This is a genomic window from Rhodococcus sp. (in: high G+C Gram-positive bacteria) (assembly GCF_049591685.1).
Taxonomy (GTDB): domain Bacteria; phylum Actinomycetota; class Actinomycetes; order Mycobacteriales; family Mycobacteriaceae; genus Rhodococcoides.
Genome location: NZ_JBAWFH010000116.1, coordinates 1 through 12,891, shown reverse-complemented (window position 1 = coordinate 12,891; position 12,891 = coordinate 1). Strand labels below are relative to the sequence as shown.

Annotated in this window: 13 protein-coding genes and 1 pseudogene; 1 reads left to right on the top strand and 13 read right to left on the bottom strand. The window is 64.4% G+C overall.

Features of this window, described 5'->3' with window-relative positions:
- Positions 1–400 precede the first annotated feature (400 nt).
- The 13 genes and pseudogenes from WBQ44_RS05240 to WBQ44_RS05180 form a co-directional block, all read right to left on the bottom strand.
- Positions 401–1,345 carry a tyrosine recombinase XerC gene (locus WBQ44_RS05240; RefSeq protein ID WP_495565675.1) on the bottom strand — a complete coding sequence of 315 codons (945 nt, stop codon included), beginning with the start codon at positions 1,343–1,345 and terminating at the stop codon, positions 401–403.
- A gap of 62 nt (positions 1,346–1,407) precedes the next feature.
- Positions 1,408–2,190 carry a siderophore-interacting protein gene (locus WBQ44_RS05235; RefSeq protein WP_495565674.1) on the bottom strand — a complete coding sequence of 261 codons (783 nt, stop codon included), beginning with the start codon at positions 2,188–2,190 and terminating at the stop codon, positions 1,408–1,410.
- 102 nt (positions 2,191–2,292) lie between these two features.
- On the bottom strand, positions 2,293–3,417 hold the full coding sequence (gene dprA, locus WBQ44_RS05230) for a DNA-processing protein DprA (protein WP_495565673.1): 1,125 nt from the start codon (positions 3,415–3,417) through the stop codon (positions 2,293–2,295).
- Positions 3,414–4,922, bottom strand: coding sequence for a YifB family Mg chelatase-like AAA ATPase (locus WBQ44_RS05225; RefSeq protein ID WP_495565672.1), 1,509 nt, complete (start codon positions 4,920–4,922; stop codon positions 3,414–3,416). Before WBQ44_RS05225 ends, dprA begins: the two co-directional genes overlap by 4 nt.
- A complete protein-coding gene (locus WBQ44_RS05220) occupies positions 4,922–5,275 on the bottom strand; it encodes a YraN family protein (RefSeq protein ID WP_495565671.1) in 354 nt (117 codons plus the stop codon). Before WBQ44_RS05220 ends, WBQ44_RS05225 begins: the two co-directional genes overlap by 1 nt.
- Before the next feature lie 316 nt (positions 5,276–5,591).
- On the bottom strand, positions 5,592–5,930 hold the full coding sequence (locus WBQ44_RS05215) for a histone-like nucleoid-structuring protein Lsr2 (RefSeq protein ID WP_495565670.1): 339 nt from the start codon (positions 5,928–5,930) through the stop codon (positions 5,592–5,594).
- 199 nt (positions 5,931–6,129) lie between these two features.
- Entirely contained in the window at positions 6,130–6,288 is a 159-nt protein-coding gene (locus WBQ44_RS05210) for a hypothetical protein (RefSeq protein WP_495565669.1), read from the bottom strand.
- A 9-nt stretch (positions 6,289–6,297) separates the two neighbouring features.
- Positions 6,298–6,603: a DUF2469 domain-containing protein gene (locus WBQ44_RS05205; protein WP_068375452.1), complete on the bottom strand. Its 306-nt coding sequence runs from the start codon at positions 6,601–6,603 to the stop codon at positions 6,298–6,300.
- Between the two features lie 41 nt (positions 6,604–6,644).
- On the bottom strand, positions 6,645–7,451 hold the full coding sequence (locus WBQ44_RS05200) for a ribonuclease HII (protein ID WP_495565668.1): 807 nt from the start codon (positions 7,449–7,451) through the stop codon (positions 6,645–6,647).
- Positions 7,452–7,467: 16 nt separating this feature from the next.
- A complete protein-coding gene (gene lepB / locus WBQ44_RS05195; protein WP_495565667.1) occupies positions 7,468–8,250 on the bottom strand; it encodes a signal peptidase I in 783 nt (260 codons plus the stop codon).
- Positions 8,251–8,394: 144 nt separating this feature from the next.
- A complete protein-coding gene (gene rplS / locus WBQ44_RS05190) occupies positions 8,395–8,736 on the bottom strand; it encodes a 50S ribosomal protein L19 (protein WP_121114366.1) in 342 nt (113 codons plus the stop codon).
- Positions 8,737–8,865: 129 nt separating this feature from the next.
- Positions 8,866–9,760: pseudogene (locus tag WBQ44_RS05185) on the bottom strand (hypothetical protein); the annotation flags it as partial.
- 48 nt (positions 9,761–9,808) lie between these two features.
- Positions 9,809–12,163: a Tex family protein gene (locus WBQ44_RS05180; RefSeq protein ID WP_495565666.1), complete on the bottom strand. Its 2,355-nt coding sequence runs from the start codon at positions 12,161–12,163 to the stop codon at positions 9,809–9,811.
- Positions 12,164–12,227: 64 nt separating this feature from the next.
- Here WBQ44_RS05180 and WBQ44_RS05175 point away from each other — a divergent pair.
- Positions 12,228–12,891, top strand: a 664-nt coding sequence (locus WBQ44_RS05175) for a serine hydrolase (RefSeq protein ID WP_495565665.1), incomplete at its 3' end; no start/stop codon positions are given.

Genomic DNA, 12,891 nt, shown 5'->3' with positions numbered 1-12,891 from the left:
GCCCAGGGCGGGGTCCATTCGCCACCGCGCGAGGCACCGGCCGGCTCGGGCGGAGGGGTGTAGCGCGAGGGTGGTTGTCGGTCGGCGGGCCGAGGCGTCTGCCAGGGCGGCGATTGCCGTTCACCGCTCATGGACACTCCCCCGTTTGCAAACGATGTCTCGGACGTTGGTCCGACGGGCTCGACCGGCGTGGTTCTCGGACCTGGCCGACGACCGGACTCGGCTCGGGCACGAATCGACCATGCGGCCGACGTGCCTTGCGGTTGCTCGCGGTCCACGGTCCCCCCGTATCCGGTTTGTGCCGAATCGAACTTCGTAACACTCGACGACGAGGTTACTTCACGTGCGGTTTGTTTTGCACGACGCTACCAAACGGTTCGGATCGCAGAGGTGGTCTGGGTCACGCCCGCGGATGCGCCCGATCGTGCACGGCTCGCAGACGGTCGACCGACACGTGTGTGTAGATCTGCGTGGTGGCGAGCGACGAGTGACCGAGCAACTCTTGAACCACTCGCAGATCCGCACCACCTTCGAGCAGGTGGGTGGCGGCAGAGTGACGGAGACCGTGCGGACCCATGTCCGGCGCACCCGGCACCGACTCGAGAACCTCATGGACCGCGGTTCGCGCCTGGCGTGGGTCGAGTCGACCACCTCGGCGGCCGAGGAGGAGCGCAGCGCCGGACTTCTCGGTGGATAGTTGCGGGCGCCCGTCCTTCAGCCACACCTGCAGTGCCCGAGACGCGGGGTCGCCGTACGGAGCGGATCTCTGCTTGTCGCCTTTGCCCAGCACGCGCACGATTCTCCGCTCGGCGTCGACGTCGGCGCAATCGAGGCCGCACAGTTCACCGACGCGAATCCCTGTTGCGTACAACAGTTCTACTATCAGCCGATCTCGAACGGCAACGGGGTCGAGCTCCCGCGCGCCCGCTTCCGCCCAGGTCATCGCCTCGGCCGCCTGGCTCTGCTTTAGCACCGACGGCAGCGCCGAGCGTGACGACGGTGCGGCCAAGCGCAACGCAGGGTCTCGGCTGATGCGACCGGTCCTGGTGAGCCAGGCCGTGAAAGCGCGCGCCGACGACGTACGGCGCGCCATCGACGATCTGGCCGAGCCGACGCGGGCCTGCCCTGCCAACCACGACCGCAGGACTCGGAGGTCGAGATCGTTCAGTCGGTCCGACCCGCCTGCGACGAGAAGGTGACGGAGCAAGGATTCCGCGTCCCGGGTGTAGGCGCGCACAGTGTTGCTCGACCTCGCCCGTCCCAGCGTCAAGTGCTCGGTGAAGTCTTCGAGGTGAACCTGCAGAGTCGGAGGCAGCGGGTTCGCGTGCGCGGAGGAGCCGGACATGGCGTCAGCTTCGTCGTCCGCAGCTCACGGGGCAAACAGACGCGCCGGTCGACGCGTGTTCGTCATGCGCCCACGACTGCTTCGGCTTCGGCCAGTTCGCGCTTCCAGGCGCGGAACGTCTCCTCGGTGCGGCCGCGACGCCAGTAGCCCGAGATGGACGCCCACTCGGCGCAGACCCCGCGTTCCTTGCGGACGTAGCCCCGCAGGTTGTGCATGACGGCCTGCGCTTCTCCGTGGATGAACACCTGAGCCTGTCCGGGTAGCCATTCGGTGTCGCGGACAGCTGCGATCAGCGGAGCATGGTCCCCTGCCTTGTCGTCGCCGACCTCGTCGGATCCGGCGCCGCGGTGAATCCAGGTGACATCGACGACGGCCAGCGTCTCCATGTAGATCTCGTCTTTGCGGTCCGCCACCTCGATGAACACCTTGGCGATGGCGTCCTCGGGTAGTGCCTCGACGGCGGCGCTGATGGCGGGGATCGCGGATTCGTCCCCTGCGAACAGGTGCCAATCGGCGTCGGGGCGCGGCTTGTAGGCGCCGTTCGGGCCGTAGAGACCGATCGTGTCGCCGACTTTGGCGTTCGCAGCCCACGGGCCGGCGACTCCCTCGTCACCGTGCACGACGAAATCGATCGAGATCTCCCGTGCTGCGAGGTCTACCGACCGAATGGTGTAGGTCCGCTTGATCTCGTCGTCCGGTGGGCCGAAGGCCAGCTTCACGTACGAATCGGTGAAGTCCACGGGCTCGAAGTCGTCGAAACCCGGTCCGCCCAGGTACACGCGTTGCATGTGCGGCGTCAGTTCTTCGGTACGCAAAACGGTCAGTGTCGTCTTGTTTCGAGCCACGTGGTTCAGCCTTTCGGAGCTGTTTCTACTGTTGCAGGTAATACGCGACTAAGCGTTGCCTAACCAGAGTAGCCGGTCGGTCGGCACCGCTTGACAGCTCGGTCACGGCGACACCGACCTGAACCAGCCCGTTTCGTCGCTCCCGACGAATCCCTCCAGCTCGAGGAGCGGAAGCACCGACCGAACCTTCGTAATCGGTAGCGAAGACAGCTCGGACAATTCCCGAGGCGATCGTGTGCCCGATGCCGGTAGCGCCTCGTACACGAGAAGTGCGTTGTCGCTCAGTGCGTCGATGTCCCTGAACATCGACGGTCGCCCTTCACCGATGTCCTCCGCCGGACCGGACTCTGCGACGACGTCGTGGGCGTCGGCGACCAGCCGAGCCTCGCCCTCACGAATCATGCGGTGGCATCCCTTGGACGACGCGGACGTCACCGGTCCCGGTACCGCGAGGACGGGTCTGCCGAGTTTGTGTGCCCACGCCGCGGTGTTCCTTGCTCCGCTGCGCCACCCCGCCTCGACCACCACGACCGCGGACCCGAAGGCTGCCACCACCCGGTTACGGGAGAGAAAGCGGTGTTTCGCCGGGGTCGTTCCCGGTGCGTATTCGCTGATCACTGCGCCGCTGTCGGCGATACGTTGCAGCAGCCGCGAGTGACCGGAGGGGTATGCGCGGTCGACGCCACATGCGAGCACGGCTGCGGTTGTGCCGCCGACTCCGAGCGCGGCGCGGTGTGCGGCGGCGTCGATACCGAATGCCGCGCCGGACACTATCGTCCAGCCGTCGACCGCGAGATCACCAGCGATCTCGGCCGTCACGTGTTCGCCGTACGCGCTTGCAGCGCGGGTCCCGACAATGGCGACAGCGCGGCTCACCAAGTCCGCCACGGGTGTGCGGCCGAGTACCCAAAGTGCACTGGGGGCACAGTGATCCACCCCTTCCGGCATGCCTGCCCCGTCGAAAGCGAGGAAACGCCACATCGGCCAGTCCTCGTCGTCTGGCGTGGCGAGCCGGCCCCCGAGGGATGCAACCAGGTCGAGATCGGCTGCTGCCGTATCGATATGTGAGCGAACCTGCAGTCGTTCACCGAGCGCCCCACGTTGCACGGCCTTGCGTGCTTCCTCGGGCCCGGCCTGACATGCGAAGTCGGACAACGCTCGATGCGGCCCCTGAGCGACACGGGACAGATATGCCCATGCAAGATGTCTCGGATCGTGCGCTGTCATTGCATCCCCTTGTCTCTGAAGTCCAGTGCGGCACCGACTTCGTCGAGACCCGGCGAGTCGCCGCCCGCGAGGTCGGTGAGTGTCCACGACACCCGCAACGCCCGGTCCGCGCCCCTGGCCGTCAGCGAGCCCGTGCGCAGTGCACGTTCGAGGGGACGCAGAGCCTTGTTGGGGAGTCGAAATTTTTGCCGAAGAGCGGGACCCGGCACCTCCGCATTGGTCCGCCATCCGTGCTCACGCCATCGCTGCGCGGCAGCATCGCGTGCGCCGGTGACCCGCGCCCGTACCTGGGCGGTGGTTTCGCCCACCTCGTCCGTCAGCGCACCCGTAGCAACGGAATGCATGGCGATGCGCAGATCGACCCGGTCGAGAAGCGGACCGGACAATTTGCCGAGGTATTTCCTGCGAACTGTCGGCGCACAGACGCAGTCGGCGTTTCTCGCCGGCGCGCACGGACAGGGATTGGCTGCGAGGATGAGCTGAAACCGCGCAGGATAGCGCGCCACGCCGTCGCGGCGGGCGATGCGAATTTCGCCGTCTTCGAGCGGAGTTCGTAACGCCTCGAGCGTCTTCAGCCCCATCTCCGCGCATTCGTCGAGAAACAGAACTCCTCTGTGCGCGCGACTGACCGCTCCCGGTTTTGCCATTCCCGTGCCGCCGCCGACCAACGCACTCACCGTCGTCGAGTGATGCGGAGCAATGAACGGCGGAGAAGAAATCAGCGGCCGATCACCGGTCAGCATGCCCGCCACCGAATGAATTGCCGTCACCTCCAGCGCCTCCGCATCCGTCAACGGTGGCAGAATTCCCGGAAGACGCTGCGCCAGCATCGTTTTACCGATACCCGGCGGTCCCGTCAACATGATGTGGTGCGCCCCCGCAGCGGCCACCTCCAACGCCCACCGCGCCTCCGGCTGACCCACCACCTCACTCATATCCGGATACGGCGACTCCTCCTGGACATCGGCAGGAGATGGATGCGCCAAAGACGCCTCGCCGCGCAGCCAAGCAACCACCTCCTTCAGTGACGCCGCCCCCAGAACGTCGACACCGTCGACCAGACCGGCCTCGGCCAACGCCGACATCGGCACGACCACACGGCCCCACCCGGCACGCTTGATCGCCAACACCCCCGGCAGCACACCACGCACCCCACGAAGCCGCCCGTCGAGCGCCAACTCCCCCAGAAATACCGTCTTCTCCAACGAGCGTCGCGGAATCTGTTTCGCCGCGTCGAGAACCGACAATGCCAACGCCAGGTCGTAGACTGAGCCCACTTTGGGCAACGTCGCAGGCGAGAGCGCGAGAATCACCCGCGAATCAGGCCAGCTGTTACCGGAATTGGTCACCGCCGCTTTGACCCGATCCCGGGACTCGTTCAACGCCGTGTCCGGGAGACCCACGAGATGCACACCAGGGAGGCCACGCCCGATGTCGGCCTCGATTTCCACCACCTGACCGTCGACACCGTTCACAGCCACCGAAAACGCCCGCCCCAACGCCATCAGAACACCCCACGCAGATGCGAGACCACCGGATCGCCGTCCCGGGTCATCACGATCGCAACCACATCGAATCGCAACCGCACCCAAGGGCTCCCTCGCTCTTCGAGCCAGGCCAACGCCAACCGCCGAATACGCGCCTGCTTGGAATACGTCACCGATTCCGCAGGCGTTCCGTACCTGAGCCCCGACCGGGTCTTGACCTCGACGAAAACCATGACATCGCCGTCCCGTGCCACAATGTCGAGCTCCCCGTATCGCGTCCGCCAATTACGGTCGACCACTTCCATGCCGCTGTCGACCAGATGCAGCGCCGCAAGAGCTTCCCCGCGCGCTCCCAACTTCGAATTAGACATCGTCTCCCCCTGTGCTCATCGGTCCGCCCACTGCCGAACCGAAACCCGACGATGCACCACCCCCGGAACACACACCGACACCGAACCCACGTCGAGAAAACCCCTGTGGACAGACGGCGGATACACCCCCAACCTGTGCACAACCCCCCCGCTAGGAGTGAACCGGAGGGCCACTCTGTCGTACCCCTGTGCACACGCGGCCAAGACGATGACCGCCGAGAAAACCAACCCGAACAAGGCCGAGCCGAGCGAACACCGACAAACGAGCGATGCCCCCACCCAACCGGGCAGGGGCATCGAAGAAGGAAGAGTGAAGCTAGTGCGCAGCCTCGTACGCCGCCTGCACATCCGAACTGATCCGGCCGCGGGCAGACACGTCGTATCCGTTTTCGCGGGCCCACGTACGTATGTCTTGCAGATCGGTCTTGCCCCGCGCCGCGCTCGATGCCGATTTACGCGGTCGCCGACCCGACACCTTTTCTGCGTGCTCGATCCAGAACGCCAACTGCTCGTGCAATTCGTTCGCGTGCTTCAGGTTCAGGTCGATCCGGTACTGAGTGCCGCCGATGGCGAATTCGATGGTTTCGCCCTGCCCTTCTTTGATAACAGATCCGTCGACATCATCGATCATTTGGACGAGAGTCTTACGTGCCATGTCCGAACCTCTAACAGTGAAGGAAAATGTATGTTGAATACTTTTCTACCACTGCGCAGAACCCAAAACAAAGAAAAGGCGAAATCCACAGGAATGTGCAAGTTTCAATACTCTCTTCGGGGCGCGGTGAATTGAATTCCGTTGTTCGAATCAGCTTGTGCCACTTCAAGTTCGAGTGTTCGAGTCGGCGCCGGACATCTCATTGCCGAACGATGGCCCACAGCACCTGACCGATGACGAGACAGATCGCGCCGGCGCCGATCAGCTGAGCACACACGATGAGCTTCCGACGTGAACGCCGGCGGCCGACCAGATAGACGACGGCAGCGATCGACAGCAGCCATAGCGTCGGAGACATGGGAGGCAACTACTCCGGCAGCCGGAGGTCGGGCTTTTCCAACTCTTCGATGTTGACGTCCTTGAACGTGATCACGCGAACATGCTTGACGAATCGTGCCGGACGGTACATGTCCCACACCCAGGAATCGGACATTCGTAGCTCGAAGTAGATTTCGCCGTCGGCATTGTGCGGAATGAGCTCGACGGAGTTGGCGAGATAGAACCGTCGCTCGGTCTCGACGACGTAGTTGAATTGACCGACGATGTCCCGGTACTCCCGGTACAGCGAGAGTTCCATCTCGGTTTCGTACTTTTCGAGATCCTCGGCACTCATCGGTTTCTACTCATCCTCATCTCTACTGGCGTGAACGACAATCATCGCGCACTGCGGTCGTCGCGGTCCATCCGCCCCAGCAGGGATGCCACCGCGTCCATCTCTCCTACTTCCTGACCATCCCCGGGCCCTTCGGCGTCCGCCCCGGAAGCGGCGGCGTCCGCACCGATCTTCGCCGCGGACACGTTGGCGTAGGACATGCGATGCTCGGCGCACGGGCCCAACTCGAGCATGGCGGCGGCGTGGGCTCGGGTGCTGTAGCCCTTGTGGACGGCGAATCCGTATCCGGGGATGCGCCCGTCCATATCGACCATGACGCGGTCCCTGGACACCTTGGCCAACACGCTGGCCGCGGCGATGCACGCGGCCGTGGCGTCGCCTCCGATAACCGGCAGAGAAGGTGCAGGCAGACCGGGTACACGAAAGCCGTCCGTCAATACATACCCCGGGACGGTGCCGAGACCAGCGACCGCCCGCCGCATTCCTTCGATGTTGGCCACGTGCACACCGATACGGTCGATCTCTTCGGCCTCGATGAACACCACACTCCACGCAACGGCAAGTTTCTGGATCTTCGGGAACAGTTGCTCGCGACGCTTCTCGGTCAGTTTCTTCGAGTCGTCCAGATCGGCCAACGACGTATACGGCTTCGGGCCGAGAATGCACGCGGCGACCGTCAGGGGGCCTGCACACGCGCCTCGCCCCGCCTCGTCGACGCCGGCGACGGGGCCGAGGCCGTTGCGCTCGAGCGCCGACTCCATGGTTCTCAGACCGGACGATCGACGGATCACCGGGCGCGGTGGCCACGGCGGACGCCCACGCGAGCGGCTGGTACTCGTTCTCGGCATCGGTCTACGGTTCAGCTCAATTTCCTTGGATATCCGGCGAGTCCAGTGTGCTCCATCGTGACGGCGGAAGAGCAATGAGGAATGCTTTCCCGATGACGTTGTCGACCGGGACTGTTCCCATCAGCTCGTCCGACACGTGGAATCGTGAGTCGGCGGAATTGCTGCGGTTGTCGCCCATCACCCAGAGGTGGCCTTCCGGAACCGTGACCGCCGAGAAGCAGCGGCCCGATTTCAGCTCGGTCTCGCATGTCAGTGCGTCGGGGGTGAACGGAAAGTCCATCGTCACGTACGGCTCGTCGAGCGGCTTGCCGTCCACGAGTACTCGCCCCTGTTCGTCGCAGCACTCCACCGTCTGCCCACCGGTGGCGATGACGCGCTTCACGAGGTCGTTCTCGTCGGGTGCGACGACGCCGATGAGCGATCCGATTTCCTGCGCCCCACGCTTGACGGGGTTGGACGAGCGGGTGGAAACGAAGGCGGAGTTCCACGAGTCCGGGCCGCGGAACACGACGACGTCGCCGGGTTGCGGTTCCCCGAAGCGGTAGCCGATCTTTTCGACCACGATCCGGTCGCCTGTGCATCCGTTGCAGCCGTGCAGCGTCGGTTCCATCGATTCGGACGGAATCAGGTAGACGCGGGCGATGAACGTCTGCAGTAGAAAGCTCAGCACCAACGCGACGAGGATCAGGATCGGCAGTTCACGCCAGAACGAACGGGGCTTTCTCTCGCGGCGAGTGGCTTTCGGATCCTCGCCGAGCGAGTCGGATCGGCCGGAAGGATCCTGCGGGGAATCTGACACCGCACCAGATTAGCTGTACTCCGAGAGTCCGACGGACAGCGCGTCTTCCCTGCCGTGCCGAAGTGCTCCCCCAGCGTGGAACGCAACAACGCCGCACCACCCCGTGGGCAGTGCGGCGTTGTTGTCGGTGCTACCTGCTTTCGCTCAGCGCTTTTCCTTGATCTTCGCGGCCTTGCCACGGAGGTCGCGGAGATAGTAGAGCTTCGCGCGACGAACGTCACCACGGGTGAGGACCTCGACCTGCGCGATGTTCGGGCTGTGGACGGGGAACGTACGCTCGACGCCGACGCCGAACGAGACCTTGCGGACGGTGAAGGTCTCGCGAACTCCGCCACCCTGGCGACGAATGACGACGCCCTTGAAGATCTGTACGCGCTCTTTCGAGCCTTCGATAACCTTGACGTGCACGTTGAGCGTGTCGCCGGGGCGGAAATCAGGAATGTCGCTGCGAAGCGACTGCTTGTCCAAGAAGTCCAGAGTGTTCATCGGTAGGGCCATCCTTGCGTTCTTCGCACGAGTAGAGGAACCGAGCGGCGCCACAGCTGTATCGATTGGATACAGCTTGTCGAGTGGATACAGCTGTGAAACTCGGCTGGTTCGTACTCCGATTAGGTCTGTGCCTGGTACAGGCAACCCCACCATTGTGCCAGACCGGACACCTGGTTGCGAAATCGGACCGTCGCCATCACTCCGCAGGCGCCGGTGCGGCCAGCACGGTTCTGTTCAATTCGTCCTCGGTCGCGGCGACGGCGTGTTCGACGCTCGGCTTGCCGGCAACGAGATCTTGCACGTAGATCTTGGCCCGGATCGCCGGGCGCCTGATGGTTCGCTCCCGGCGCAGCGCGCGGTCCATTTTTCTGGGCCGTGCGGTGTATCGCCACCTCGCCCAGGGAGCTCCCGGTCGGCTGAGCCGAACTGCCCCCACGAGCAGAATGGGGCCGAAGAACAGTCCGGCGAGCCCGGTCCATATCTTGCCCTTGAGAAGGACGAGTGCACACAGGCCCAGGTGGAGCAGCGCCAAGGCCACGAATCCCGCGCGCGCCAGTGGATCCGGCGCTCGACGAATGTCGGTGACGTCGAAGAGTTCCAACGGGTGCATGCCCAGGAGCAGCAGTCCGGTTCCCGCAACGGCGACGAACACCGCGTCCACGGACGTCCGTCCCTGTTCGGACCAGTAGACGTCTTCGAGATAGAACACCAGCGCGAACTCGTCGAGTACGAGGGCAGCACCGATGCCGAACAGCGCCGCCAGAACAGCGGCGGTCTCCCTTGTCGCGTCTTCGTACACGGCGATGAGTGTGATGCCGCACACCAGCATGAGCACGATCCCGAACACGACGTGGTGAACGTGTTGCCCGCCCGGAGTGATGTTTCCCGGCCACCACTTCACCTGCGCTCGAATCATTCTCACGCTGAACCTGATGAGAAGAAAGCCCGCGACGAATCCCAGGAGGAAACACAGCAGGGGCAGGCGTCCATGCGAGACGATGTCGTCGTCCAACCACTTCACCGGCCTGCCCCCCTTCCGCCGCGGCACGTCGGCCGCGGCAGAACGACGTTACTTGCCGAACCCTGCCTTTCGGAGCGCGTCGGCCATCGAACCTCCGGCGGGCGCGCTCGCGGGTCGAGCTCCGCCGCTGCCTCGGTTCTCACGGCGCGGACTCTGCTGGCGTCGCTCCTGACCTCCGGTTCGCGGGCTACCGCCCGAGTCGCCCCGAGGGCCCGACGACGAGCCGCCGCGGGGCTTGTCCTTGCCGCCCGCGCCCGGTTCGTCGTCCAGACGCATGCTGAGGCCGATTCGCTGACGCGGAATGTCGACTTCCATGACCTTCACCTTCACCACGTCGCCCGACTTGACCACCTCGCGGGGATCTTTGACGAAGTTGTGCGACAGAGCCGAGACGTGAACGAGGCCGTCCTGATGAACGCCGACATCGACGAATGCACCGAAGGCTGCAACGTTGGTGACGACACCCTCGAGAGTCATGCCCGGTTTCAAGTCGGCAACCTTCTCGATTCCCGCAGCGAATGTTGCCGTCTTGAACTCGGGACGCGGGTCGCGCCCGGGCTTTTCGAGTTCTGCGATGATGTCGGTGACGGTCGGGAGTCCGAAACGGTCGTCGGCGAACTTCTGCGGGTCGAGGCTCCGGAGCAGCGAACCGTTTCCGATGACCTCTCGAACGCCGACGCCTGCCGCGTCGACGATGCGTCGCACAACCGGGTAGGCCTCCGGATGCACACTCGAACGGTCGAGTGGATCGTCACCTCCCGAAATTCGCAGGAAGCCTGCGCACTGCTCGAATGCCTTGGGACCCAGCCGCGCGACATCCTTGAGCTTGGTGCGACTGCTGAACGGACCGTGTTGGTCTCGATGCGACACGATGCTTTCCGCGAGCGACCCGGCGATGCCGGACACCCTCGAGAGCAGAGGTACCGACGCGGTGTTGACGTCGACCCCGACCGCGTTGACTGCGTCTTCGACGACTGCGCCCAGACTGCGGGCGAGCAACGATTCGGAGATGTCGTGCTGATACTGGCCGACACCGATGGACTTCGGGTCGATCTTGACCAGTTCGGCTAGCGGGTCCTGCAGCCGGCGGGCGATCGACACTGCACCACGGATGGATACGTCGAGCTCGGGCAGCTCGTTCGACGCGTAGGCCGACGCCGAGTAGACCGATGCACCGGCCTCCGAGACGACGATCTTGGTAAGACCGGCTGCGGGATACCGTGCTATCAATTCTGCTGCCAGGGAATCGGTTTCGCGAGACGCGGTGCCGTTGCCGATGGCGATGAGCTGCACCGAGTGCTTGGCCGCGAGCCCAGCCAGTGTGGCGAGTGCCTGGTCCCATTTTCCCTGCGGCTTGTGTGGATAGATCGTGTCGTAGTCGACGACCTTGCCGGTGGCATCGACGACGGCCACCTTGGTCCCCGTGCGGAACCCGGGGTCGAGACCCATCGTCGTGCGATTACCGGCCGGTGCGGCCAACAGCAGGTCCTTCAGATTCGACGCGAACACGTCGACCGCGTCTTTTTCGGCGGACTGACGCAGTCGCATGCGGACGTCGATTGCGAGGGTGACGATGAGCTTGGTGCGCCACGCCCAGCGCACGGTGTCGAGCAGCCAGCGATCGGCGGGCCGACCCCGGTCCGCGATGGAAAACTTCGTCGCGATTCGGCCCTCGTACACCGTCGGAACCCCCGGAGGTGTTTCCTCTCGCTCGGGTTCGAGCCCGAGCGAAAGGATGTCTTCTTTCTCTCCACGGAACGCAGCGAGGATACGGTGCGACGGCAGCGAGGTGAACGGCTCGGAGAACTCGAAGTAGTCGGCGAATTTGGCGCCCTCGTCCTCCTTGCCCTTGCGGACGGTCGACGTCAGTTGCCCGCGGGTCCACATGAGTTCGCGAAGCTCGCCAACCAGGTCGGGATCCTCGGCGAAACGTTCGACGAGAATGGCCCGCGCACCGTCGAGCTGCTCCGTGTCGAACGAAGTCGGGTCCGCCGTCGGATCGGAGATCAAGGCGTCGGCGACCGGCTCGTGGCCTGCTTCCCGGGCGATCTGAGCCTTGGTACGACGCTTGGGTTTGAACGGCAGGTAGATGTCCTCGACGCGGGCCTTGGTTTCGGCGAGCATCAGCGACTGTTCCAGGGCAGGTTCCAACTTGCCCTGCGAGCGAATGGATTCGATGACGGCGTCACGTCGTTCGTCGAGTTCGCGGAGGTACCTCAGCCGCTCGTCGAGCTGTCGCAGCTGGGCGTCGTCGAGCATGCCGGTGACTTCCTTGCGATACCGCGCGATGAACGGGACGGTGGAACCGCTGTCCAGCAGATCGACGGCAGCAGCAACTTGGCCTTCGCGAACGTCGAGTTCTTCGGCTATGCGCTTGTTCACAGTTTTCAGAGCAATCGTCACGGCGCCCGACCCTACCGCTACTGTGGGACACGTTGTTCGCCGGACCAGCGTGGGAGAACTCGAAATGTCCAGGCCGATGCGCGTCCTGGCCGTTTCGGTAGCGGCCTTGCTCAGTGCCGTCACCATTGTGTTCACGGGATGCAGCGTCCCAGAGGATTCTCCCGTCGCCGCAAATCCCACGACCACCGAATCCCCCTTCCCGGACATGGACGTCGTCGACGACATGGGCCTGCCGCTGCGGATCCCGGAAGGCGTCGCGTCGGCAGCCGAACGCGGCGCCCAGATGAGCTTTGCGATGATGGACCGGCAAACCGGCGCCTACTTCGCCAGCGGTGACACCGAGCAGGTCGAGACCGCATCGATCTCAAAACTGTTCATCGCCGACGACATCCTTCGGGGCGCAGAGATTGCACAGGTTCCGGTCGACCAGGACGTCTTCGAGGCCATGACGACGATGCTTCGGTCCTCGGACGACGGTGCAGCGAACACTCTGTGGAACCGCTACGGCGGGAACAACATCATCACTCGCGTGACCGAGCGCTACGGTCTCACCGCGACGAGCCCCCCGTGGGACGGACTGTGGTGGAACACCATGACCAGTGCGTCGGAGTTGGTTGCCTATTACACGCGACTCCTCGACGGTGTCGGCGGTCTGTCGCCGGCGTCGACCGCCACCATGATCGGCTTGCTGCGTGAATCGACGCCCGTCGCGACGGACGGCTACAACC

Bases quoted from the DNA above. Each gene is read 5' to 3' on its own strand.
- WBQ44_RS05240 (WP_495565675.1), bottom strand. From the start codon at position 1,345: ATGTCCGGCTCCTCCGCGCACGCGAACCCGCTGCCTCCGACTCTGCAG.
- dprA (WP_495565673.1), bottom strand. From the start codon at position 3,417: ATGACAGCGCACGATCCGAGACATCTTGCATGGGCATATCTGTCCCGT.
- WBQ44_RS05225 (WP_495565672.1), bottom strand. From the start codon at position 4,922: ATGGCGTTGGGGCGGGCGTTTTCGGTGGCTGTGAACGGTGTCGACGGT.
- WBQ44_RS05220 (WP_495565671.1), bottom strand. From the start codon at position 5,275: ATGTCTAATTCGAAGTTGGGAGCGCGCGGGGAAGCTCTTGCGGCGCTG.
- WBQ44_RS05215 (WP_495565670.1), bottom strand. From the start codon at position 5,930: ATGGCACGTAAGACTCTCGTCCAAATGATCGATGATGTCGACGGATCT.
- WBQ44_RS05210 (WP_495565669.1), bottom strand. From the start codon at position 6,288: ATGTCTCCGACGCTATGGCTGCTGTCGATCGCTGCCGTCGTCTATCTG.
- WBQ44_RS05205 (WP_068375452.1), bottom strand. From the start codon at position 6,603: ATGAGTGCCGAGGATCTCGAAAAGTACGAAACCGAGATGGAACTCTCG.
- WBQ44_RS05200 (WP_495565668.1), bottom strand. From the start codon at position 7,451: ATGCCGAGAACGAGTACCAGCCGCTCGCGTGGGCGTCCGCCGTGGCCA.
- rplS (WP_121114366.1), bottom strand. From the start codon at position 8,736: ATGAACACTCTGGACTTCTTGGACAAGCAGTCGCTTCGCAGCGACATT.